The sequence below is a fragment of the Maritimibacter sp. genome (assembly GCF_016774595.1).
Lineage (GTDB): Bacteria > Pseudomonadota > Alphaproteobacteria > Rhodobacterales > Rhodobacteraceae > Maritimibacter > Maritimibacter alkaliphilus.
Window position 1 is genome coordinate 705,438 of sequence record NZ_JACBWT010000002.1, and the last position, 22,644, is coordinate 728,081.

Sequence of the window (22,644 nt, forward strand, 5' to 3'; positions counted from 1 at the left end):
TAGCGGCTGGCGCGGCCAAGGGGAAGGCGGCGTTGCCAAATTGTGCGGGCTGGCGCCCGCGCTGCTTTCTGGCGCCTGTGGGCTTGGCAGCGCGATCAGCCGGGTGGCGGCAGAGGCGTTGGCTTTGTGCTCACGTCAACGGCGGTAGGTAAGTCCACTCGTCGGCGGGGGATCTTCCGCGCCGGAAGGTGCTCAGGTGATGACATCCGGGGCATCGCGCCCGGTGCGCTGCTCAAGCTCTGAGATCTGATCCGCCGCGCGCGCCACCCTTTCGAGCGCCTTTTGCGGGTCTTGGGCGAGGTTGCCCGACGGCTCTTCGTGGTTTTCGAGGTAAAGCCGGATCGTCGCGCCCTGCGTGCCCGTGCCGGACAGGCGCAGAACGGCGCGCGCGCCGCCCTCAAAATTCAGAATGATCCCCTGCGCGGTGGCGCGGGAGCTGTCGACCGGGTCGGTATAGTCGAAATCCTGAGCTTCGATTACGGTGAGGCCTGCGAAGCTTTTGCCCGGCAGCGTTTCCAGCCGGCCGCGCAGGTCGTCCATCAGGGTGTTCGCCACGTCGCTGTCCACCGCCTCATAGTCGTGGCGCGAGTAATAGGTGCGGCCGTATTCGGCCCAGTGATCGTCCATGATCTCCTGCACCGACTGTTTGCGCGCGGCGATGATGTTCAGCCACATGAGCACGGCCCAGAGCCCGTCTTTCTCGCGCACATGGTTCGATCCGGTGCCGGCGCTTTCCTCGCCGCAGATCGTGGCGCGGCCCGCGTCGAGGAGGGTGCCGAAGAACTTCCAACCCGTCGGCGTCTGATGCGCCTCGATGCCGAGCTTTTCGGCCACCCGGTCCGCCGCGCCCGAGGTGGGCATGGAGCGCGCGATGCCCGCGATGCCGCCTGCATAGCCGGGCGCAAGGTGCGCGTTGGCGGCGATCACGGCGAGGCTATCGGAGGGCGTGACGTAGATGCCGTGCCCCATGATCATGTTGCGGTCGCCGTCCCCGTCCGAGGCGGCGCCGAAGTCCGGTCCATCCTCGGCCATCAGGTGATCGACAAGGTCCTTGGCCCAGACCGGGTTCGGGTCCGGGTGGCCGCCGCCGAAATCGGGCGAGGGGCGGCGGTTCACGACGCTGCCATGCGGCGCGCCAAGTCGGCGTTCGAGAATTTCGACAGCATATGGCCCCGTAATCGCGTGCATCGCGTCGAAACGCAGGGTGAATCCGCGCGAGATCAGGTCGCGGATCGCATCGAAGTCGATCAGCGTTTCCATGAGCGCCCCGTAATCCGTGACCGGGTCCACGACTTCGATCTCCATCTCGCCCAGTGCGAAGCGCCCCTCTTCGGTGATGGAGGGGGCGTCGTCCTGCGCGATGTGGTATTCGGTGAGCGTTTTCGTCTGCTCGTAGATCGCGTTGGTGATCGCCTCGGGCGCGGGGCCGCCGTTGGGGATGTTGTATTTCAGGCCGAAGTCGCCCTTGGGGCCGCCCGGATTGTGGCTTGCGGACAGGATGAAGCCGCCATCGGTTTCATACTTGCGAATGAGATGAGAGGCGGCGGGGGTCGAGAGCAATCCGCCACGCCCGACGATGACCTTTTTCACGCCGTTCGCAGCCGCCATGCGCAGCATCTTGGCGATGGCCACATCGTTGAAGTAGCGCCCGTCGCCGCCGATGACATAGGTCTTGCCCGCCGGTTCGACCACGTTGAACATCGACTGGACGTAGTTTTGCAGGAAATCGGGCTGGGAAAAGACCTCGGTGGTCTTGCGCAGGCCCGAGGTGCCGGGCTTCTGTCCGTCGATCGGTCGGGTGGCGCGCGTCTTGATCTGCATGGTCCTGAAATTCCCTGTCAGCCCGAGCGTTGGATCTTTGTAGACAGGTGTATCAACGTCTCTGACCCTTTTACACCGTCAATCTCGCCGATGACGTCCAGCGTGCGGTCCAGCGCCGCCGTTGTGGGCGCGGCGAGCGTGAGCACCAGATCGGCGCGGCCGGAGGCGGTGTGCGCCGCCTCGACCTCGGGCATCCGGTCGAGCCGTTTCACGACCGCAGGCGTCGCGCGCGGGTCGAGGGACAGAAGGACGGTCGCCCGGATCTGACCGGCCCGCACCGCGTCGCCCAGCCTGAGAGCGTAACCCGCGATCACGCCGGTTCGTTCCAGCCGTTCGAGCCGGGCCTGAACGGTCGAGCGGGCGAGACCGAGGTCACGGGCCAGCGTGGCCACAGGGGTGCGGGCATCCTCGCCGAGCCGGGCGAGGAGGTGGCGGTCGGTTTCGTCCATCTGTCGGCCTTTTCGTCGTTATGACGGAAGAAAACCACGAAACGCCCGATCTGTCGCTATGAATCGACGGAATTCGGCCCCACGCTTTTGGGTAGAAAAGCGAACAGGGGCAACGACATGAGCAGGTATTCCCGCATCTGGGCGACAGAGATCGACCATCTGCGCGCCACCACGCCGGATCATCCGGTTCTGTATTTCTCGCCTGAAACGCTGGCCGAGACCGCGAGGCGGTTTCGTGAGGGGTTTCCGGGGCTGGTGACCTATGCGGTCAAGGCGAACGACAATCCCGGCGTGATCGACACGCTGGCGCAGGCCGGGGTGACCAGTTTCGACGTGGCGTCGCCTGCCGAGATCGCACTGGTGCGCGAGGTCGTGCCCTTCGCCACATTGCATTACAACAATCCGGTGCGCAGCATTCCCGAGATCGAGGCGGCGGTGGCGGCCGGTGTCGCGTCCTATTCCATCGATGGGTTCGGAGAGCTGGAAAAGCTCAAGGGCCGTGTGCCGCAGGGCGTCGAGGTTTCGGTGCGTCTGGCGCTGCCGGTCAAGGGCGCGGCTTATGATTTCGGGGCCAAGTTCGGGGAGCCACCGGAGGGTTGCGTAGACCTGCTGCGGGCGGTCGTGGCGGCGGGATACGTGCCCGCGATGACGTTCCACCCCGGCACCCAATGCGAAGATCCGGCGGCCTGGGCGCGTTACATCGAAACCTGCGGCGAGATTTCGCGAAAGGCAGGCGTGCCGCTTGCCCGGCTGAACGTCGGCGGGGGCTTTCCCTCCGACCGCGGCACGGGTGCCCGGCTGGAACCGATCTTTGCCGAAATCGCGGGGGCCGTCGCCGGGGCCTTTGGCGACACCCGGCCGCATCTGGTGTGCGAGCCGGGGCGGGCGATGGTGGCCGAGGCATTCTCGCTCGCCGTGCGGGTCAAGGCGATCCGGGGCTGCGGGTCGCTGTTTCTCAACGACGGGATCTACGGGCTTCTTGCCGAGGTGCCGATCATGGGGCCCTACGGCCGGATGCGCGTCGTCGCGCCGGACGGGACGCCGCGCCGGGGCGCGCCGTCGCCCCGTGTTCTTTACGGGCCGACCTGCGATTCCCTCGACCGGCTGCCGGGCGAGGTGGCCTTGCCCGCGGAGGTTTGCGAAGGCGATGTGCTGATCTTCGACGGGATGGGCGCCTATTCGACCGCGACCAACACGCGGTTCAACGGGTATGGTGCACATGAAATCGTGACGGTGCGCCGGGGTGGACATCGCGCCACGCAAAGCTAGTGTCACCCGCGTAGTCGCGCGGGAGTCACCATGGAAAAGTTCGGCAAGGCCCAATCCTTCACTCGGCTTGAGGATGTTCGCTTTCTGAAAGGCGAGGGGCGGTATATCGACGATGTCGCGCCCGAAAACGCGTATTTCGGATATTTCCTGCGCTCTCAGGTCGCCCATGGCACGATTGCCGAACTGGGTCTGGACGATGCGCGCGACCTGGACGGTGTCCATCTGATCCTCACCGCCGACGATCTGGAGGCGGCGGGCGTGGTGCTCGATATGTGGTCTTTGCGCATGACCAATGTCGACGGGACCAAGGGCGCGGCACCGAAACGGCCGCCGCTGGCCAAGGGCAAGGTGCGCTTCGTGGGCGAGGCGGTGGCGTTCATCGTGGCCGACAGCATCGACGTGGCCAAGGACGCCGCCGAGATGATCGAACTCGACATCGACGAACTGGACCCGCATCTGGAAATCGCGCCCGGCGGTCCGCTGGTGCATGACGACGTGCCGGACAACCTCGCCTATGACTTCGGGATCGGGGATCGCGACGCGACCGAAACGGCGATTACGGACGCCGCCCATGTGGTGACCTGCGAGGTGGCCGATACGCGGGTCGCCGCCGTGTCGATGGAGCCGCGCGGGGCCTACGCCGAGCCGATCGAAAACGGTCGGATGCATTTCGCGTTTTCGGGTCAGGGTGTCTGGGGGCCCAAGGGCCAGATCGCCAAGGCGCTGGGCATGGACGAGGACGATCTCAAGGTGACGACCCCCGACGTGGGTGGCGGGTTCGGCATGAAGGGGCAGATGTATCCCGAATACATCGTGCTGGTTCATGCCGCGCGCGTGCTGAACCATCCGGTGCGCTGGATTGCCGATCGCTCGGAATCGCTGCTCACCGACAACGCGGGCCGTGCGTTGACTCATACCGCGACACTGGCCTTCGATACGGACTTCAGGATCACCGCCTACAAGGTCGAAAGCCTGTCGGACCTCGGTGCCTACAACGGCCAGTTCGGTCAGGGCATTCAGGCGCAGTTGTTCTCGCGCGTTCTGACCGGGGTCTATGACATTCGCACCGCGTGGCTGAACACCAAGGGCGTCTATACGAACACGGTTCAGGTCGACGCCTATCGCGGGGCGGGGCGGCCCGAGGCGATTTACCTGCTGGAAACGATGATGGACCGCGCCGCGCGCGCGCTGGGCATCGACCCGTGGGATATCCGGCGCCGCAACTTCATCGCGCCCGATGCCTTCCCCTATGACACGATCGTCGGCGAGACCTATGACGTCGGCGAGTTCAACAAGGTGCTGTCGCGCGTGGCCGAGGAGGCCGATCTTCAGGGCTACGCCAAGCGGCATGAGGACAGCGAGAAAGCGGGCAAGCTGCGCGGCATCGGGCTGTGTTACTACATCGAGTCGATCCTCGGTTCGCCCGAAGAGGACGCGACGCTCGAATTCACCGAAGACGGGCGGGCGCTTTTGTATGTCGGCACGCAGTCGAACGGGCAGGGGCATGAAACGGTCTATGCCAAGTTCCTGTCGGACCAGACCGGCATCCCCGTGGACCGGATCGAGATCGTGCAGGGCGACAGCGACCGGATCGCGCGCGGCGGCGGCACCGGGGGGTCACGCTCGGTCACCGTGCAGAACAACGTGACGCTTCAGACGGTCGCCAAGGTTGTCGAAGGGTTCAGCGCGTTTCTGGCCGAGGTCGAAGAGGTCGCGGTCGAGGATGTGAGCTTCGATGACGAGGTGTTCCGCATCAAGGGGTCGAACCTGACGCCGACGATGCTGGACGCGGCGGCGCTGGCGAAAGCCAAGGGCCGCGACGATCTGCTGCGCACCACCGAGACGGCCAAGCTGCCCGCGCGGTCGTTCCCGAACGGCGCCCATGTGGCCGAGGTCGAGGTGGACCCCGAGACCGGCGTCACCCGTCTGGATCGCTACACCGTGACGGATGACTTCGGGAACATGATAAACCCGTTGCTCGTTGAAGGTCAGGTGCATGGTGGCGTGGTTCAGGGCATGGGTCAGCTGATGATGGAGCAACTCGTGACGGATGAAGACGGTCAGGTTCTGACCGCCTCGTTCATGGACTATGCCATGCCGCGTGCCGACAACACGCCGTTCATGAAATTCACCACCGAACCCGTGCCCTCGACCGCCAACGTCATGGGGATGAAGGGCTGCGGCGAGGCGGGTACGGTCGGGTCGATGGCCGCCATCGGCAACGCGATCACCGATGCGCTGTGGCAGCGCGGCGTGCGCGATCCGCAGATGCCCTATACGCCCCTGCGCGTCTGGCAGATGCTGACGGACGCCGAGTGATGGTTCCGGTGCGGTCATGTCGCTGAAGACCCGCCTCAACCGGGCGCTTCACGGGCTGACCGACGGCGGGTTCACCCGCTTTCGCAAATGGCTGCGCGGCCGGGTGCTGTCGGCCAGCGCCGACACACCGGCGCGCGAACCCGTCACCCACGTCATTGTGCTCGATGGCACCATGTCCTCGCTCGATCCGGGGGAAGAGACCAACGCGGGCCTCGTCTATCGCCTGATGGACGAGGTGCGGCGGTCCGGGGATGGCGCCAAGATCTCGGTCTACTACGAGGCGGGCATCCAGTGGCGCGGGTGGAAATCGGCGTGGACGGTCGCGACCGGAAAGGGGATCAATCGGCAGATCAGGCGGGCCTACGGCGTGCTGGCAAGCCGGTATCGTCCGGGCGACAAGATCTATCTCTTCGGGTATTCGCGCGGCGCCTTCGCGGTCCGGTCGCTGTCGGGCCTGATCGGGCGAGTCGGGCTTTTGAAGGCCGAACATGCGACCGAGCGCAACGTCTTGCAGGCCTATCGCCATTACGAGGCCGAAGAGATCAGCGACGCCTCGCGCGCGTTTTCTCAGGCCTATTGTCACGAAAGCACGACAATCGAGATGATCGGCGTCTGGGATACGGTGAAGGCGCTGGGCCTGACCTGGCCGCTGATCTGGCGGCTCTACGAGAACAAGCACAAGTTCCACGACGCGAACCTCGATCGCCACGTGCTGCACGGTTATCACGCACTGGCGCGGGATGAGACGCGGTCGGCCTATGAACCGCTCATCTGGGAGACGACGGGGGAGTATCCGGGCCGGGTGGAGCAGGTCTGGTTTCCCGGCAGCCACGGCGACGTGGGCGGGCAGATCGGCACGTTCAAGGCGGCGCGCCCCCGGTCTTTCGTCTCCTTGCACTGGATGCTGGGAAGGGCCGAAGCGGTCGGGCTGACGCTGCCCGAAGGCTGGCGCGCGCGGTTCCCGCCGAACCCGGACGCGCCGTCGATGGGCACGTTCCACGGTTGGGGAAAAATCTTCGTCCTGCGCGCGAAACGCAAACGGGGCCGCGATCCTTCGGAGCGGGACTGGGACCCCGAGATGCCGGACCCGATCGACCCGATCACGCCCGAGGCGACGCAATCTGCATGACGATGCAGGTGGTCGATCCGGTGGCATAGAGCTTGCCGTCCGCGACCCCCCGGATTTCGCCGTTCGCGACGCCGGTGGAGCGGCCGCTGTGCTGGGTGGTGCCGATCGCCTCGATCTCGGTGCCGAGAGGGATCGGGCGCACGATATTGATCTTGTATTCGAGCGTCGTATAGGTCGACCCTTGGGGCACCGTGGTCATCACCGCGCAGGCCATGCAACTGTCCAGCAGCGTGCCATACCAGCCGCCATGCACCGTGCCCATCGGGTTGCAGAAGTCGAAGGTCGGGGTGCCGCGAAACACCACGCGGCCCGCGTCGACCTCGTGCAGTTCATAGCCGAGGGTGGCGCCGATGGGCGGGCCGGGCAGGTCGCCCGACAGGATGCCGCGCATGTAGTCGAGGCCCGACATGGACAGGGCCTTGTCGGGGGTCACGAGGTCTTCGATCCGGGTTGCGCGGTTCATGGGCGGTCCTCCTCGGCACAACCTTTCGGGATCGGGTCGGGCGGGCAAGTCTGACGTGGGGTCGCGACCCGGTCATTCGTCCGGGAAGGTGCCCAGATCGGATTTCACGATATGGTCGATCAGGATCGGCACCACGCCGTTCAGGCTTTGCTGTCCGATGAAGTTCGCGCCTGCCTCGCGCAGGACCGCCATGATCGGCTGGCCGTCCCATTCGATCATGCCGCGCAGGTCCATACGGGCGTTGCCATAGCAGCCGCCGCCCGAGCGTTCGGCATCGATGAAAAGGTGCAGGGTCGTCTTGGCGTCGTCGCCTTCGGTGAAGGCGATCCCCTGACCTTCCAGCGCCGCCTTGGCGATCCCGGCGGCTTCGGCGGCCGAGGTCCAGCATCCGTCCTCGGCGGCGTCCTCGTAGGAAAAGCCGACCGGGCTGATATTGGCCTTGGTATAGGGGTGAACCTCTTCGTTCTGGGCGAAGGCCGGCAGGGCGAGGGCCGTGAGGCCGGCGAAAATAAGAACAATTTTCATGGGGCAAATCCGTTCGGGTTGAATGTCCTGCCCAGTTTCCATAGGTCTCGTGCCGCATGTCAATCGCGTGGGCCTTCCCTTTGCAGGTGCAGCGAAAATTTTTCGCACACGACACGTTGACAGGTCCGTTTCACACCCCTAGCTATGCGCCGTTAGCACTCACCCCCGGTGAGTGCCAATACCGGACAACGAGAGTTGAGGAGCCTCTGAAATGGCATTTACTCCCCTGCATGACCGCGTGCTCGTCGAGCGCGTCGAAAGCGAAGAAAAGACCGCTGGCGGCCTGATCATCCCCGACAGCGCAAAAGAAAAGCCCGCTGAAGGCGTGGTCGTGGCCGTTGGCGCCGGCGCCAAGGACGAAGATGGCGACCGCATTTCGATGGACGTCAAAGAAGGCGACAAGATCCTGTTCGGCAAATGGTCGGGCACCGAGATCACGCTCGACGGCAAGGAAATGCTGATCATGAAAGAATCCGACATCATGGGCATCATCGCCTGATCGTCGGACCCGGATATTCAAGGATAGGAGCTAATCATGGCTAAGGACGTCAAGTTCGATACCGATGCCCGCAACGCGATGCTGCGCGGCGTCAACACGCTCGCCAACGCTGTCAAAGTGACCCTCGGCCCCAAGGGTCGTAACGTGGTTCTCGACAAGTCGTTCGGTGCCCCCCGCATCACCAAGGACGGTGTGTCTGTCGCCAAAGAGATCGAGCTGGAAGACAAGTTCGAGAACATGGGCGCGCAGATGGTCAAGGAAGTGGCCAGCCGCACCAACGACGAAGCCGGTGACGGCACCACGACCGCCACGGTTCTGGCTCAGGCCATCGTGACCGAAGGCATGAAGTCGGTTGCCGCCGGCATGAACCCGATGGACCTCAAGCGCGGCATCGACCTCGCCACCACGAAAGTCGTGGAAGCGATCCAGGCGGCTGCCCGCCCGGTCAACGACTCGGACGAAGTCGCTCAGGTCGGCACCATTTCGGCCAACGGCGAAACCGCCATCGGCCGCTTCATCGCCGACGCGATGCAGAAAGTGGGCAACGAGGGTGTCATCACCGTCGAAGAGAACAAGGGCATGGAAACCGAAGTGGATGTCGTCGAAGGCATGCAGTTCGACCGTGGCTACCTGTCGCCCTACTTCGTCACCAACGCCGACAAGATGATCGCCGAGCTGGATGACTGCTTCATCCTGCTTCACGAGAAGAAGCTGTCGTCGCTTCAGCCGATGGTTCCGCTGCTCGAGCAGGTGATCCAGTCGCAGAAGCCGCTGCTCATCATCGCCGAGGACGTGGAAGGCGAAGCCCTCGCCACGCTCGTCGTGAACAAGCTGCGCGGCGGTCTGAAAATCGCTGCCGTCAAGGCACCGGGCTTCGGCGATCGCCGCAAGGCCATGCTTCAGGACATCGCCGTTCTGACCGGCGGTCAGGTGATCTCGGAAGACCTCGGCATGAAGCTCGAGAATGTCACGATGGACATGCTCGGCACCGCGAAGACGATCAACATCTCGAAAGAAGAGACCACCATCGTCGACGGCGCTGGCGACAAGGCCGAGATCGAAGCCCGCGTGGCTCAGATCCGCACCCAGATCGAAGAAACCTCGTCGGACTACGACCGTGAGAAGCTGCAGGAACGCGTGGCCAAACTGGCTGGCGGTGTTGCGGTCATCAAGGTCGGCGGCATGACCGAAGTCGAAGTGAAAGAGCGTAAGGACCGTGTGGACGATGCTCTGAACGCGACCCGCGCTGCCGTGCAGGAAGGCGTGATCGTGGGCGGCGGTGTCGCTCTGGTTCAGGGCGCCAAGGCGCTTGACGGTCTGGAAGGCGCGAACAGCGACCAGAACGCCGGTATCGCCATCGTGCGCCGCGCGCTGGAAGCCCCGCTGCGTCAGATCGCCGAAAACGCCGGTGTCGACGGTGCCGTTGTCGCGGGCAAGATCCGCGAAAGCGACGACGTCAAGTTCGGCTTCAACGCCCAGACCGAAGAATATGGCGACATGTTCAAGTTCGGCGTCATCGACCCGGCCAAAGTGGTTCGAACCGCTCTGGAAGACGCGGCCTCGATCGCTGGCCTGCTCATCACCACCGAAGCGATGGTGGCGGACAAGCCGGAAGAAAAAGGCGCCGGCGGCGGCATGCCCGACATGGGCGGCATGGGCGGCATGATGTAAGAGGTTTTTCCGCTCAAGCGGAAAAGCGGCTCGCGAGAGGTGTGCGGCGCTGGGCGCCGTGCACCGGAAGCGTCCAGACTGATTTCGGAAAGGGCCGGGCACTCGCTCGGCCCTTTTTCGTTGCGCTGCGTCATTTTCGCGGACGTCTTAAAACCGTCATCGGCAATGCCTATGTGAAGGCGTGTAACATTCAGCACGGGGGACAGACCATGCTCAGACAATTCATTCTTCTGGCGGCCATCGCTTTGGCGACGCCCGCGGTCGCGCAGGACGGCGGCAGTTTCACGCTGGGCGGCGATGCTTATCAGGCCGGGCGCACGGTGGACGTGGGCGGCACGGTGGACGGCGACCTGTTCGCAGCGGGCAACCGGGTCGAGGTCGACGGCGAAGTGACCGGCACGGTTCACGCCGCGGGTCGCGTGGTCGCGCTCGACGGTGCGGTGGGCGGCAACGTCTATGCCGCCGGTATGGACGTTGAGGTCGACGGGCCGGTGGCGGGCAACGTCACCGCCATGGGCAACTCGGTCACGCTGGACGACGAGATCGCGGGCAACGTGCGCGCCATGGGCGGTGACATCACCGTGGGCGGCACCATCGCGGGCAGCGCCATTCTTGGCGGCGAATCCATCGTCGTCGATGGCGAAATCGCGGGCGACCTGTCGATTGCCGGGGCCAATGTGGACTGGGGCGATGCCGCCACGGTCGGCGGCACGATCCTGTATTATGCCGAGGATGCGGACGATGTGAACGTGCCCGAAAGCGTGGCCCCCGCCGAACGTGTCGAGTTCCGGTCGATGGAAGGCTGGGAAGACGACATCGAGGAAGCGACCGAACAGGCCCGGCCCGGCTTTTGGGCCAAACTTTCGGGCCTCTTCGGTGGTGTGATCCTGACGACGCTGGTGGCCACTCTGGTCGCCGCTCTCGCGCCGAACTTCACCATGACGTTGCGCGAAGGTGCGCTCGCCTCGCCGCTCAGGAGCCTTTGGATCGGTGCGCTGGGGCTGTCGGCGGCCATCGGCTCGACCGTGGTGCTCGCCATGACCGGGATCGGCATCTTCATCGCGCCTCTCGCCATCGCTCTGGCGGTCGCGCTGGGCTTCATCGGCTACGTGATCGGCGCGTATCTGCTGGGGGTCTGGGCCGTGGACGCCGTGGGGCAGGGCCTGCCGGACAGCACGCTCGACCGGGCAATCGCCGCCTTCGTCGGTGCCGCGATCCTCGCCCTTGTCGTGCTGATCCCGTTCATCGGGTGGCTCGCGGTCTTTGCGGTGCTGCTGATCGGCGTCGGGGGCCTGATGATCCGGCTGTTCGGCCCGCGCTTCTACGCGGAGGCCTGATGACACGGCTCGCCACCCTTGCCCTGATCCTGTCCGCGCTGGCCTTGCCGGCGCGGGCGGACTGCGTCGTGCTTCTGCATGGCCTCGCCCGCACGCCCAACTCCATGCTGGTCATGGAAGAGGCGCTGACCGAAGCCGGGTATCAGGTGGTGAACCAGGACTATCCGTCGACCGAAGCGCCGATCGCGCAGCTGGTCGAGGAGGCCGTGCCCCCCGCCGTGGCGGCCTGCGGCGACCAGAAGGTGCATTTCGTGACGCACAGTCTGGGCGGTATCCTCGTCCGGGCCTGGCTCGAGGACAATCGCCCGGACGACATGGGCCGCGTGGTCATGTTGGCCCCGCCCAACCAAGGGTCCGAGATCGTGGACCGTTTCGCGGATTTCGAACCCTACGGCTGGCTCATGGGGCCGGCCGGTCTGCAACTCGGCACCGGGCCGGACGCGACACCGAACCGGCTGGGCCTGCCGCAGTTCGAGCTCGGCGTCATCGCAGGCAACCGTTCCCTGAACCCGATCCTGTCGTCGATGCTGGCGGGCGAGGACGACGGCAAGGTCACTGTGGACAGCACGCGGATCACGGGCATGGCGGATCATATCGTGCTGCCGGTCACGCATACGTTCATCATGTCGAACCCCACGGTCATCGCGCAGGTGCTGCTGTTTTTGGAAAACGGGGCCTTCGATCACGACATGACTTTCGTCGATGCGGTCGAAGAGATCGTGGACGAGATCGAGAACAACTGAACACCCCGTCGCTTGACCGCCATGACGCCGCCCGATAGGGCCAAGGCGACCCAAAGGAGTGACCGACATGCCCACATGGACCGCGCTGACCACGCTGGAAGGCAAGACGAATGCCGACGCGCTGGGCGAGGCGATGGAAGCTCTGACCCCCGAGCCGACCGGGGTCGGTGTCTTCGAACTCGAAGACGACAGCGGGTTGTGGGAGGTCGGCGGCTATTTCACCGAGGAACCGGACCGGGCCGGGCTCGCGCTTCTGTCCGCGATGCATGGCGCGCGGGATTTCGTGGTGTCGGAACTGCCCGAAGTCGACTGGGTGGCCCATGTGAAACGGGAGTTGCAGCCGGTCGAGGCCGGGCGCTTCTTCGTCTACGGCGCGCATGATGCCGACCGCTTGCCGCAAGGCAAGGTCGGGCTGAAGATCGAAGCGTCGATGGCGTTCGGCACGGGGCATCACGGCACGACGCTGGGCTGTCTGCTGGCTCTGGACCGGATTGCGAACCAAGGTGTCGTCGCGCGCAACGTGGCGGACATCGGGGCGGGCACCGCCGTGCTCGCCATGGCGGCGGCGAAGATCTGGCCGAACCCGGTCATCGCCTCGGATATCGACGAGGTCGCCTGCGACGTGGCGCGGGCCAATGTCCATGCGAACGGGGTCGAGGATCGGGTCCATGTGGTCGAGGCGGCGGGGTTCGATCACCCGGACCTGAAATCGGCCAGCCCCTTCGACCTCGTCTTCGCCAACATCCTCAAAGGGCCGCTCATCAGCCTGGCCCCGGACATGAGCGAGGCCGTCGCACCGGGCGGGCGGGCGATCCTGTCGGGCATCCTGAACCCGCAGGCGGACGAGGTCATCGCGGCCTATGACGCGGCGGGATTCAGCGTCGACCGGCGCGACGAGCATGGCGACTGGACCACGCTCACGCTTTTGCGATCCGCGTAAAATCGGACCGTTGCCGTCATATTGCAGCCTGAATTAAACGTATGATCCAAGGCTGTAACATTCAGCGCGAAGGCAGACCGCCATGGCGGACATGCAGCAAAAACATTTCTCCGATCGCGTCCAGCGCATCGAAAAGGGTCACCGCAACCTGAACAGCGGTTACGTCACGCTCGTGGAGCGGAACGGCGTTCTCGTGCCCGTCAAAAAGGTCCGGGCGCGGCGCGGCTTTCCCTGGCGGGGGTTGTTCCTCGTCCTCATCGTGTTCCTGCTGTTCAAGGCGTTCCTGCTGGCCTACCTCGGCCCGGTCACCTACATTGACCAGCACGCCAAACTCGAAGCCGGCGGGCTTGTGGAACAGGCGGGCGCGTGGCTTTTGCGGCCGGATGCGGCGACCGTGTATCTGTCGGGCGTGCTGGCGCCGTTCGTGGAGATCGCTCAGGGCTTTCTCGCCCTGACGTTCTGACGGGTCACGACAGGTCGATTTCGACCAGCCCCAGCTTGCGCGCGCTTTCCGTCGACAGGATCGCGGAATTCAGCCCCTCGGAAATCTGGAAGGTGCGGATCGCCTGACGCGTCGCCTCGTCGAGTTCCCCGTGCGGATAGTCGGCGTAAAGCCCGCGTGCGGTCAGGGCGCGCTGGATCGAGGCGATGAATTCGGGCGTCCAGCGCGGCGGGCAGGGGGTTTCGAAATAGATCTGCTCACGCCCGTCGACGATCCGCGCCTCGGTGACGGTTTCGTATTTGGCGGGCGTGATGATGTTGCCGTTCTCGGCGATCTTGGCCTCTTCCACCAGCCGGTGTTCGGTGACCTGCTCGACCGTGGCGGGGGTCACGTCCTTGCCGTAGCAGGCGCCGGGGCGCGCGCCGGGCGGGCCCATGGTGAAGTCGGTGATGATCTGCTCGTCGCCGAAATCGGCGCGCGTCACCTCTTGGCGCGGCCCGGTCTTGGCGCAGGCGGCCAGCGTGATGGACAGGGCCAACATGGCCCCGGTGGTGCGGACTGTTACGCGATTCATACTGCTCGTGGTCCCGTTTGCGGGTTGTTTGGCCGGACAATAGCGCGATTTGTGGAATCGGGCTAGCCCCGCTGAACCTTCCCCCCGACCTCCCATGCCTCGGTGCGGACCGGGGTGGAGGCGGGCGGCAGGGCGAGGCTGTCGAGCATCCACGAAATATCCTCGACTGTGTCCGCGACCACGTGACCCACGCCGCTTTGCCGCTGGATCTTGCCGGTGACACGCAGGCAGCGCCCGGCGACCACGGCGCGGCGGAAGCGTTCGTAGACGGCACGCCAGACGACGATGTTGGCAATCCCCGTCTCGTCCTCGAGCGTGATGAACACCACGCCGTTCGCCGTGCCGGGGCGCTGGCGCACCAGCACGAGGCCCGCGACCGTGACCCGTGCCCCTTCATGCGGACGGTCGAGCATCCGGTGGGGCACCGCATGGGGCGGGCGCGGCCAGTCGCGGGGGCCGAAGCGGGACAGGAGCGGGGCGGCGGTCATGTGAACAAAATAAGAACAAAGCCGATCGCGGTGCAAGGTGAAACTTGGGCGAACCGGGCTGGACCCTCGTCCCGCCCTTGGCTAGAACACCGCGGACTGTGCATTCGGAGACCAAGATGGCGAAGATCACCTATATCGAGCACGACGGCACCAAGCACGAGGTCGACGTGGCCAACGGGCTGACCGTGATGGAAGGCGCGCGCGACAACGACATTCCGGGCATCGAAGCCGATTGCGGCGGTGCCTGCGCCTGCTCGACCTGCCATGTCTACGTGGCCGAGGAATGGGTCGGAAAGCTCCCCGCGAAAGAGGCGATGGAAGAGGATATGCTCGACTTCGCCTTCGAACCCGACCCGAACCGTTCGCGCCTGACCTGCCAGTTGCAGGTGACCGACGCGCTGGACGGTTTGGTCGTCCAGATGCCGGAAAAGCAGATCTGATCCTGCGAAGCGGAGCGCGCTGACGCGCGCGCTCGGTCTCTCGGCCCCGAGGGCCTCGGGCCGCCCGGACCGGCGGTCACGTTTGCGTTGAGGGGCCACGCGACGCTGGCGTTTCGACACGCGCCTTGGCACTGAAGACAGAGATCATCGGGAGGTCGTCATGAAAGCCATCTGGATCGCGCTCGCGCTTTCGGTGTCCGGTCCGGCCATCGCCAAGGAGATCGCGGGGGCGCGCTATGTCGAACCGACCGATGCCTATGGCCATGGCGCGGTGAAGAACGGCGAATATGCCGGGCTGAGGATAGACTATGACGACGGCACCCACAACGTGATCCGGTTCGACGGTGCCGTGTTCGAAGACACCGCGCCGCGCCTGCATGACTTCGACGCGGACGGCACGCCCGAGGTGGTCGCGGTGCTGTCGGGCTTTCGCGTGGGCGCGATGGTTCAGGTGTTCGATTTCGACGGAGACTGGGCGCGGCCCATCGGAAACACCAATCCGATCGGGCAACGCCATCGCTGGCTCGCCATCGCGGGCATCGCCGATTTCAACGGCGACGGGCATGACGATATCGCCTATGTCGACCGGCCGCATCTGGCGCGCACCTTGCGCATCGTGACCGTCGGCATGGCGGGCGGTGCCGCGACGCTCGCGCCCTATGCCAGTGCCGAGGGGCTGTCGAACCACCTGCTCGGCACGCCCGAGATCGAGGGCGGTGTGCGCGACTGCGACGACGCGGTGCCTGCGATCCTCACCGCGAATACCGACTGGACTCAGGTGGTCGAGACGGTCTGGCAGGACGGGCGGCTGATGTCGACCGAGGTCGGCCCCTATCGCGGGCCCGAAAGTTTCACGCCGCATCTTGCCTGTGAGTGATTTCGCCCCGGGCTGACGCCCGGGACGACCCGCTGGAGGGGCATCGCCATTGTCTCTCGGACCAATGGCGCGACACTGGCGATCCCTCCAGACCTCCGCACGACAGCTAGAGGGGCCAGCCCCTCCAGACCTCCCCGAGGTATTTTCGGACCAGAGAAGATCAGGGGCGTGTCGTGTCGTGGGCGTGCATTTCTTCGAGCGTCGTGGCGAGTGCTGCGGCCTTGACCCGCGGGCGTTTGCGCCACGGCCAGTTGCCGTAGGTCAGGATCGCGCCCATCGCCAAGAGCACGATGGTGGGGATCGCGGCCGTGGCGAGACGTTCGCCGGAGACGCCGGTGGCCAGCATGGAAACGCCCAGAATGCTGCCGAAGAGGAGCGTGCCGAGCCCGATGAGAAACATGCCCCAGCGCCCGCCGCGGATCACGCCGAGGGCCACGAGTTGTCCGGGTCGGGCCCGATCGAGCGCGCGCAGGGTCGCGGCGCAGGCGGCAAGGTGGGTGCGTGCGTCGGGATCGGCGCGATAGACGCGGGCCGAGGCGTTGTAGCCCAGCGAGCGGCGTCCGTCGGCCGTGTAGAGGTCGAGCCGGACGATCCGGTTGCCTTTCAGGACCTGATTGACGAGGGCGGCGTCCTCGACGTCGCGCAGGTCGAGCGTCCAGTCACCGTCGAGCCGGGCGGTCGTGCCTTCGAGCGTGAGCGTGTCCTGTTTCGCCAGCAGCGCGGGCTTCCAGGTGAAGCTCTGCGCGGTCATCAGAGCGCGCGCCAGCCGATGTCGGATCGATTGAACCCCTCGGGCCAGTCGATCTGGTCGATCATGGCATAGGCCGTGTCGCGCGCCTCTTGCAGGCTGTCGCCGCGCGCCGTGACGTTGAGGACGCGGCCGCCGTTCGCGGTGATCTTGCCATCCACTTCGCGGGTGCCAGCGTGGAACACCATCTGTTTCGACGTCTCCTCGATCTGGTCGAGGCCGGAGATGACCGAGCCTTTTTCATAGGCACCGGGGTAGCCGTTGGCGGCCATCACGATGGTCATGGCGTGGTCGTCGGCCCAGTTCACCTGACGATCCGCCAGACGCCCTTCGGCACAGGCCAGCATCAGGTCGAGCGCCTGCGCACCCAGCCGCATCATCAGCACCTGACATTCCGGATCGCCGAAGCGGACATTGTATTCGACGAGGCGGGGCTGGCCGTTTTCGATCATCAGCCCTGCGTAGAGGACACCTTTGTAGGGCATCCCGCGCTCGGCCATGACGCGCATGGTGGGGGCGATGATTTCGTCCATCGCCTTTTGCGCGATCTCGTCCGTCAGGACCGGGGCGGGGGAGTAGGCGCCCATGCCGCCGGTGTTGAGGCCGGTGTCGCCGTCGCCCACCCGCTTGTGGTCCTGCGCCGTGCCGATGGGCAGCAGCGTTTCACCATCGGACAAGATGAAGAACGAGGCTTCTTCGCCCGTCATGAATTCCTCGATCACCACCTCGGCCCCGGCCGCGCCGAACTCGCCGCCGAACATGTCGTCGATGGCGGCAAGCGCGGTGTCCTCGTCCATCGCGACGATCACGCCTTTGCCGGCGGCCAGACCGTCGGCCTTGACCACGATGGGCGCGCCCTGCTGCCGGATGTAGTCCTTGGCGGGGGCAGCTTCGGTGAACCGGGCATAGGCGGCGGTGGGGGCGGAGGCTGCGTCGCAGACCTCTTTCGTGAAGCTCTTCGAGGCCTCCAGCCGTGCCGCGGCCTGTGACGGGCCGAAGGCGAGGATGCCAGCGGCCTCAAGCGCGTCGGCCACGCCTGCGGCCAATGGCGCCTCGGGGCCGATAATGACGAAGGTGATCGCGTTCACATTGCAGAAGTCGACGACCTTTTCGCCGTCTTCGATGTCGATCTTGGCGCATTCGGCGATCTGGGCGATCCCGGCGTTGCCCTGCGCGACGATCAGCTTGTCGCATTTCGGGTTCTGCATCACGGCCCAGGCGAGCGCATGTTCGCGGCCACCGCCGCCCAAGATGAGAATGTTCACCGCAAACCGTCCTTCTGCTAGTCAGTGGGGGAATACCCATGCCGGGGCCGAGGGGCAAGGATGCGAAAGCGCCAGTTGTATGAGCGGATTTCGATGCACGAATTCGGGCCGGACGGGCGCCATGCCTTCGAGGCGCTGCTCGGCGCGCAGGAAAAGCTGGGGGAGCGGGAAGCGGCGCTCTGGGTGCGCGAATACCTGCGGTTCGTCTATCTGACCCAGTTGACCAATGCGCCACTGACGCCATCGGTCAGGGTGGATGCGGTCTGGCATCTGCACCTGTCGCAGGCCGAGGATTACTGGGAACGCTTCTGCGCCGGGGTTCTGGGCAAGCCGCTGACCCATCGCGAGGCAACGGGGGCGGGGGAGGCCAAGCGGCATGGCGAGCAGTATCTTCATACCCTTGCGCTCTACGAGCAGGAGTTCGGGGAACCGCCCGACACGATCTGGGCGCGCAAACGGGCGCGGCGCTACGTTTCGCCTTTGCTGATCTTCGGCGGCCTTGGGGTCGCGCTGTTCGTCGTGGGGGCGGGCGTCGGCAACGGGCCGATGATCGCGGCGGGCGTCGTGGCGCTGGCGGTGGGGGCGGCGCTGGCGACCCGGCACCGCGACAGGCGCGGGCCCGCGAGTTGTTCGGCGACCTGTGGCGGGGCGAGTTGCGGCGGGGCCGACTGCGGCGGCGACTGAAGGGCGGCGAACCGGCGGCGATCGGCCGGGTGCATCGCGGGGCCGGAACAGACCACCGCGACTGTCCGTTGGTGTGGCGACACGAACGAACAAAGGAGGACATCATGTCCGAACTGAAGGGCAAGAAAATCGCCATCCTCGCCACCAACGGTTTCGAGCAATCCGAACTGGAAGTGCCGCTGGAGACGTTGAAAAAGGCCGGAGCCGAGGTCCATGTCATTTCGCCGGAAGCCGAGGAAATCATCGGCTGGGACGAAAAGGACTGGGGCCGCGCGGTCAAGGTCGACAAGGTTCTGGGCGACGCCAAGGCCTCGGATTACGACGCGCTGGTGCTGCCGGGCGGTCAGATCAACCCGGACCTTCTGCGCCTGAACACCGAGGCGCTGGCGTTCATCCGCGCGTCCTTCGCGGGCGGCAAGACCATCGCGGCGATCTGCCATGCGCCGTGGCTTCTGATCGAGGCCGGGATCGCCAAGGGGCGCCACATGACCTCGTACCCGTCGGTGCGCACGGACGTCGAGAATGCAGGCGGCAAGTGGGAAGACAGCCCGGTCGTGACCGACAACGGGATCGTCACCTCGCGCAACCCCGACGACCTCGACGCCTTCTGCGACAAGATCATCGAAGAGATCAATGAAGGCACGCACCACCGTCAGGCCGCGTGATCTTTCCTTCGGCGTGCGGGTCGGGCATGGTCTGCCCATGTCCGACCTGATCGAAGATTTGGAACCGGGGGGCAATGCCCCTGAATTCACCGTCTCGGAGCTGTCCGGGGCGGTGAAACGCATGATCGAGGGCGAGTTCGGCCATGTCCGGATTCGCGGCGAGGTGGGGCGCGTGTCGCGGCCCCGGTCCGGGCATATCTATCTGGATCTGAAAGACGATCGCGCGGTGATTTCCGGCGTGATCTGGAAGGGCGTTTCGGCACGGCTCGTCACCCAGCCCGAAGAGGGGATGGAGGTGGTCGCCACCGGGCGGCTCACCACCTTCCCCGGCCAGTCGAAATACCAAATCGTCATCGACGACATCGCGCCTGCGGGTGCCGGGGCGCTCATGGCGATGCTGGAAATGCGCAAGGCGGCGCTGACGGCGGAGGGGCTGTTCGCGCAGGAGCGCAAGAAGCCCATCCCGTATCTGCCGGAGATCATCGGCGTCGTCACCTCGCCCTCGGGGGCGGTGATCCGCGACATCCTGCACCGCCTGCGCGACCGCTTTCCGCGAAAGGTGCTGATCTGGCCGGTTGCGGTGCAAGGCGAACGCTGCGCGCCCGAGGTGACGCGGGCGATCCAGGGCTTCAACGCGCTGACGCCGGGGGGCGCTCTGCCGCGCCCGGACCTCATCATCGTCGCACGTGGCGGCGGGTCGGTCGAGGATCTGTGGGGCTTCAACGAGGAAAGCGTCGTTCGCGCGGCGGCGGCGTCGGACATTCCGCTGATTTCCGCTGTCGGGCATGAGACCGATACGACGCTGATCGACTATGCCGCCGACCGACGCGCGCCCACGCCCACGGCGGCCGCCGAGATGGCGGTGCCGGTGCGGCGCGAACTGATGGCCTATACGACCGAGTTGGGGTCGCGCCTGACCTCGGCGCTGACGCAGGGGATCACGCGGCGGTCGCAACGGCTGACGGACTTGTCGCGGGCGCTGCCGCGCGCCGAGACGCTTCTGGATACGCCACGCCAACGGCTTGATCGCGCCGGAGATCGCCTGCCAGCGGCGCTGATCGCCAAGGTGCGGGGCGAGGAGGTTCGGCTGAACCGGGCGTCCGGAGGCTTGCGGCCCTCGGTGCTGACGAACCGGGTCACGGTGCTGCGCGAACGGGTGGCGGACCGGGCTGGGCGGCTGGGCCATGCGCTCGCGCGTCCGGTGGAGGCGGGCAAGCGTGATCTGGCACGGCTGGCACCACGGCTCGACCCCGCCCGGATCGACGAAGCGCGGTTGCGCAAAGAGCGGGAGTTCGAGGCGCTGTCCGCGCGGCTGTCGCGGGTCGGCACCGGGCAGATCGAAGGCTGGCAGAAGCGGCTGGATGCGCTGGAGCGGATGCGCGTGACGCTTGGCTATACCGAGACGCTAAAACGCGGCTATGCGGTGGTGCGGGGCGATGGTGACGTGGTCACGACGCGCGAAGCGGCGGCCCATGCGGGAGCGTTGGAGATCGAGTTCCATGACGGAAGGCTCGACGTGATCGGCGGGGGCGGCGGATCGGCCAAACCCACGCCAAAGGCGAAAAAGTCCAAAGATGAGCCGCCGGAGCAGGGCTCGCTCTTCTGAAAAATCGCAAAAGTGCTAGGCGCGGGCGGCGGCGAGGGCCTGTGGCAAGGCCTCGGCGAAGGCGTCCATATCCTCGGGGTGGCCGACCGACACGCGGATGCAGCGATCCTCGGGCGCGGCGAAGGGCATCCGCACGAAGATGTCGCGGGCGACCAGTTCGGCCAGAACCCGGCGCGCGAAATCGCCGTCCGCGCCACAGTCGATGGCGACGAAATTGGTGGCGGAGGGAAGCGACGTCAGACCGTTCTCGCGCGCGATCTCGGCAAGGCGGTCGCGGGCGGCCGACACTTTACCCTGCACCTGCGCCAGCCACGCATCGTCATGAAGCGCGGCCAAGGCACCGGCCTGTGAAATGCGGGCCATGCCGAAGTGATTGCGGATCTTGTTGAACGCGGTGATGAGCGGCTCGGCCCCGATGGCGTAGCCCACGCGCGCCCCGGCCATGCCGTAGGCCTTTGAGAAGGTGCGCATACGGATGACGCGGGCGTCGTCCGGGTCGATGGCGGGGGCCGTCCCCTCGGGCGCGAATTCGAGATAGGCCTCGTCGAGCACCAGAAGCGTACCGTCGGGCACCGCGTCGATCATGCGCTGGATCGTGGCCGCGTCGTGCCACGTGCCCATCGGGTTGTCGGGGTTGGCGATGTAGACGAGCTTGGCGCCGACCTCGCCCGCCTTGGCGATAAGCGCCTCGGGGTCTTCGTGATCGTCACGGTAGGGCACCGTCACCAGTTCGCCGCCGAAGCCGGTCACGTGGTAGTTGAAAGTCGGGTAGGCGCCGAGCGAGGTGACGACCTTGTCGCCTTCGCACACGACCAGCCGGACGAGATAGCCCAGAAGCCCGTCGATCCCTTCGCCGACGATGATGTTGCCCGCACCCACGCCCAGCCGGTCGGCCAGCGCCATACGCAGGTCGTAGGAGAGCGAGTCGCCGTATTTCCACGTCTCGGAGGCTTCGCGCGACATCGCTTCGATGGCCTTGGGCGAGGGGCCGAAGACGCTTTCGTTCGCGCCGATGCGGGCCTTGAACGGTCGGCCCCGCTCACGCTCGGCGGTCTCAGGTCCGACGAAGGGGACGGAGGCGGGCAGACGGTCGACGAGTGCGGTGTAGCGGGGGCCATGTGTCATGGCGGCATAATCGTAGAACCGACATCCAACGGCAAGCCGTCGCGTGCGCGCCCGGTGTCGGATCGACCCGCGAAAATCGGTGGCGTCAGTCGAACTTCTTCGACGGGGCGAGCACGGTGGCCTCGCCCTTCAGCACCGGTTTGCCCGCGACCGTGCATTCGGTCTTGAGCTGCACCCGTCGTTTGCCGTGGTCGATCTCCATCACGGTCACTTCGGCGCGCACCACATCACCGGGGCGCACGGGGCCGAGGAACTTCAGGCTCTGGCCCATGTAGATCGTGCCATGGCCCGGAAGCTGTTCGCCGATCACCGCCGAAATCAGCCCGGCGGTCAGCATTCCGTGGGCGATACGCCCTTCGAAGATCGTGTCCATCGCATAGGCATCGTCGAGGTGTACGGGATTCCGGTCGGTCGAGACTTCGGCAAACAGCTCGATATCGCGATCCGTCACCTCTTTCATGAGGTGGCGCGACATTCCGATTTCGAGGTCCTCGATGCAAATCGTGCCTCGGGGGAAGTTGTCCAACATGGAATCCTCCGGGTAATTTTAGACGCGCTTTTTGCG

At 65.7% G+C, this 22,644-nt stretch carries 24 protein-coding genes; 14 read left to right on the plus strand and 10 right to left on the minus strand.

Annotation, left to right across the window (positions count from 1 at the left end; genetic code table 11):
- Positions 1 to 192 precede the first annotated feature (192 nt).
- A complete protein-coding gene (locus HOY44_RS14735) occupies positions 193 to 1,821 on the minus strand; it encodes an alpha-D-glucose phosphate-specific phosphoglucomutase (protein WP_287435647.1) in 1,629 nt (542 codons plus the stop codon).
- A gap of 17 nt (positions 1,822 to 1,838) precedes the next feature.
- Entirely contained in the window at positions 1,839 to 2,270 is a 432-nt protein-coding gene (locus tag HOY44_RS14740; RefSeq protein WP_138423527.1) for an Lrp/AsnC family transcriptional regulator, read from the minus strand.
- 117 nt (positions 2,271 to 2,387) lie between these two features.
- Between HOY44_RS14740 and HOY44_RS14745 the strand changes: the two genes are divergently transcribed.
- The 3 genes from HOY44_RS14745 to HOY44_RS14755 are packed head-to-tail and all read left to right on the plus strand — an operon-like array spanning position 2,388 to position 6,987.
- Positions 2,388 to 3,539, plus strand: a complete 1,152-nt coding sequence (locus tag HOY44_RS14745; protein ID WP_287435650.1) for a type III PLP-dependent enzyme — start codon at positions 2,388 to 2,390, stop codon at positions 3,537 to 3,539.
- A 30-nt stretch (positions 3,540 to 3,569) separates the two neighbouring features.
- Positions 3,570 to 5,858 (plus strand): xanthine dehydrogenase family protein molybdopterin-binding subunit, encoded by a 2,289-nt coding sequence (locus HOY44_RS14750; protein ID WP_287435652.1) that lies wholly within the window; start codon positions 3,570 to 3,572, stop codon positions 5,856 to 5,858.
- 16 nt (positions 5,859 to 5,874) lie between these two features.
- The gene (locus tag HOY44_RS14755; protein WP_287435654.1) at positions 5,875 to 6,987 is read left to right on the plus strand and encodes a T6SS phospholipase effector Tle1-like catalytic domain-containing protein; all 1,113 of its coding nucleotides are present in this window, start codon (positions 5,875 to 5,877) and stop codon (positions 6,985 to 6,987) included.
- On the opposite strand, the gene HOY44_RS14760 is transcribed toward HOY44_RS14755, so the two are convergent.
- Positions 6,959 to 7,450: a PaaI family thioesterase gene (locus HOY44_RS14760; RefSeq protein WP_287435656.1), complete on the minus strand. Its 492-nt coding sequence runs from the start codon at positions 7,448 to 7,450 to the stop codon at positions 6,959 to 6,961. The two genes, HOY44_RS14755 and HOY44_RS14760, sit on opposite strands and share 29 nt — an antisense overlap.
- 72 nt (positions 7,451 to 7,522) lie before the next feature.
- Complete coding sequence (locus HOY44_RS14765) at positions 7,523 to 7,975, minus strand: hypothetical protein (protein WP_008330426.1); 453 nt, start codon at positions 7,973 to 7,975, stop codon at positions 7,523 to 7,525.
- A gap of 211 nt (positions 7,976 to 8,186) precedes the next feature.
- Between HOY44_RS14765 and groES the strand changes: the two genes are divergently transcribed.
- The 6 genes from groES (at position 8,187) to HOY44_RS14795 (ending at position 13,628) form a co-directional block, all read left to right on the plus strand.
- Positions 8,187 to 8,474, plus strand: coding sequence for a co-chaperone GroES (gene groES, locus HOY44_RS14770; RefSeq protein WP_040884603.1), 288 nt, complete (start codon positions 8,187 to 8,189; stop codon positions 8,472 to 8,474).
- A 33-nt stretch (positions 8,475 to 8,507) separates the two neighbouring features.
- On the plus strand, positions 8,508 to 10,145 hold the full coding sequence (groL, locus tag HOY44_RS14775) for a chaperonin GroEL (protein WP_040884601.1): 1,638 nt from the start codon (positions 8,508 to 8,510) through the stop codon (positions 10,143 to 10,145).
- Positions 10,146 to 10,354: 209 nt separating this feature from the next.
- Complete coding sequence (locus HOY44_RS14780) at positions 10,355 to 11,482, plus strand: DUF8173 domain-containing protein (RefSeq protein ID WP_287435660.1); 1,128 nt, start codon at positions 10,355 to 10,357, stop codon at positions 11,480 to 11,482.
- Positions 11,482 to 12,225 (plus strand): alpha/beta fold hydrolase, encoded by a 744-nt coding sequence (locus HOY44_RS14785; protein WP_287435662.1) that lies wholly within the window; start codon positions 11,482 to 11,484, stop codon positions 12,223 to 12,225. Before HOY44_RS14780 ends, HOY44_RS14785 begins: the two co-directional genes overlap by 1 nt.
- A 67-nt stretch (positions 12,226 to 12,292) precedes the next feature.
- On the plus strand, positions 12,293 to 13,165 hold the full coding sequence (locus HOY44_RS14790) for a 50S ribosomal protein L11 methyltransferase (protein WP_287435664.1): 873 nt from the start codon (positions 12,293 to 12,295) through the stop codon (positions 13,163 to 13,165).
- An 82-nt stretch (positions 13,166 to 13,247) separates the two neighbouring features.
- On the plus strand, positions 13,248 to 13,628 hold the full coding sequence (locus tag HOY44_RS14795; protein ID WP_138423518.1) for a hypothetical protein: 381 nt from the start codon (positions 13,248 to 13,250) through the stop codon (positions 13,626 to 13,628).
- A 4-nt stretch (positions 13,629 to 13,632) separates the two neighbouring features.
- Here HOY44_RS14795 and HOY44_RS14800 read toward each other — a convergent pair whose 3' ends face one another.
- Positions 13,633 to 14,181: a peptidoglycan-binding domain-containing protein gene (locus HOY44_RS14800; protein ID WP_138423517.1), complete on the minus strand. Its 549-nt coding sequence runs from the start codon at positions 14,179 to 14,181 to the stop codon at positions 13,633 to 13,635.
- Between the two features lie 62 nt (positions 14,182 to 14,243).
- Positions 14,244 to 14,669 (minus strand): OB-fold nucleic acid binding domain-containing protein, encoded by a 426-nt coding sequence (locus tag HOY44_RS14805; RefSeq protein ID WP_008330412.1) that lies wholly within the window; start codon positions 14,667 to 14,669, stop codon positions 14,244 to 14,246.
- A 116-nt stretch (positions 14,670 to 14,785) separates the two neighbouring features.
- Between HOY44_RS14805 and HOY44_RS14810 the strand changes: the two genes are divergently transcribed.
- Positions 14,786 to 15,109 (plus strand): 2Fe-2S iron-sulfur cluster-binding protein, encoded by a 324-nt coding sequence (locus tag HOY44_RS14810; RefSeq protein WP_008330410.1) that lies wholly within the window; start codon positions 14,786 to 14,788, stop codon positions 15,107 to 15,109.
- A 160-nt stretch (positions 15,110 to 15,269) separates the two neighbouring features.
- The gene (locus HOY44_RS14815; RefSeq protein ID WP_287435668.1) at positions 15,270 to 15,986 is read left to right on the plus strand and encodes an FG-GAP repeat domain-containing protein; all 717 of its coding nucleotides are present in this window, start codon (positions 15,270 to 15,272) and stop codon (positions 15,984 to 15,986) included.
- A gap of 160 nt (positions 15,987 to 16,146) precedes the next feature.
- Here HOY44_RS14815 and HOY44_RS14820 read toward each other — a convergent pair whose 3' ends face one another.
- Both HOY44_RS14820 and purD read right to left on the minus strand, forming a co-directional pair.
- Entirely contained in the window at positions 16,147 to 16,737 is a 591-nt protein-coding gene (locus tag HOY44_RS14820) for a hypothetical protein (RefSeq protein ID WP_287435670.1), read from the minus strand.
- The gene (gene purD / locus HOY44_RS14825) at positions 16,737 to 17,999 is read right to left on the minus strand and encodes a phosphoribosylamine--glycine ligase (protein ID WP_287435672.1); all 1,263 of its coding nucleotides are present in this window, start codon (positions 17,997 to 17,999) and stop codon (positions 16,737 to 16,739) included. The genes HOY44_RS14820 and purD overlap by 1 nt, the downstream gene beginning before the upstream one ends.
- Before the next feature lie 60 nt (positions 18,000 to 18,059).
- Here purD and HOY44_RS14830 point away from each other — a divergent pair, with 60 nt between their 5' ends.
- From HOY44_RS14830 to xseA, 3 genes are all read left to right on the plus strand, one after another.
- Positions 18,060 to 18,683 carry a hypothetical protein gene (locus tag HOY44_RS14830; protein WP_287435674.1) on the plus strand — a complete coding sequence of 208 codons (624 nt, stop codon included), beginning with the start codon at positions 18,060 to 18,062 and terminating at the stop codon, positions 18,681 to 18,683.
- 104 nt (positions 18,684 to 18,787) lie between these two features.
- The gene (locus tag HOY44_RS14835; RefSeq protein ID WP_040884595.1) at positions 18,788 to 19,348 is read left to right on the plus strand and encodes a type 1 glutamine amidotransferase domain-containing protein; all 561 of its coding nucleotides are present in this window, start codon (positions 18,788 to 18,790) and stop codon (positions 19,346 to 19,348) included.
- A 37-nt stretch (positions 19,349 to 19,385) separates the two neighbouring features.
- Complete coding sequence (xseA, locus tag HOY44_RS14840; protein ID WP_287437243.1) at positions 19,386 to 20,954, plus strand: exodeoxyribonuclease VII large subunit; 1,569 nt, start codon at positions 19,386 to 19,388, stop codon at positions 20,952 to 20,954.
- 15 nt (positions 20,955 to 20,969) lie between these two features.
- Here the strand turns inward: xseA and HOY44_RS14845 are convergent, their stop codons facing one another.
- Positions 20,970 to 22,079: a pyridoxal phosphate-dependent aminotransferase gene (locus HOY44_RS14845; protein WP_287435677.1), complete on the minus strand. Its 1,110-nt coding sequence runs from the start codon at positions 22,077 to 22,079 to the stop codon at positions 20,970 to 20,972.
- Between the two features lie 85 nt (positions 22,080 to 22,164).
- Complete coding sequence (locus tag HOY44_RS14850) at positions 22,165 to 22,608, minus strand: MaoC family dehydratase (protein WP_008330399.1); 444 nt, start codon at positions 22,606 to 22,608, stop codon at positions 22,165 to 22,167.
- Positions 22,609 to 22,644: the final 36 nt, after the last annotated feature.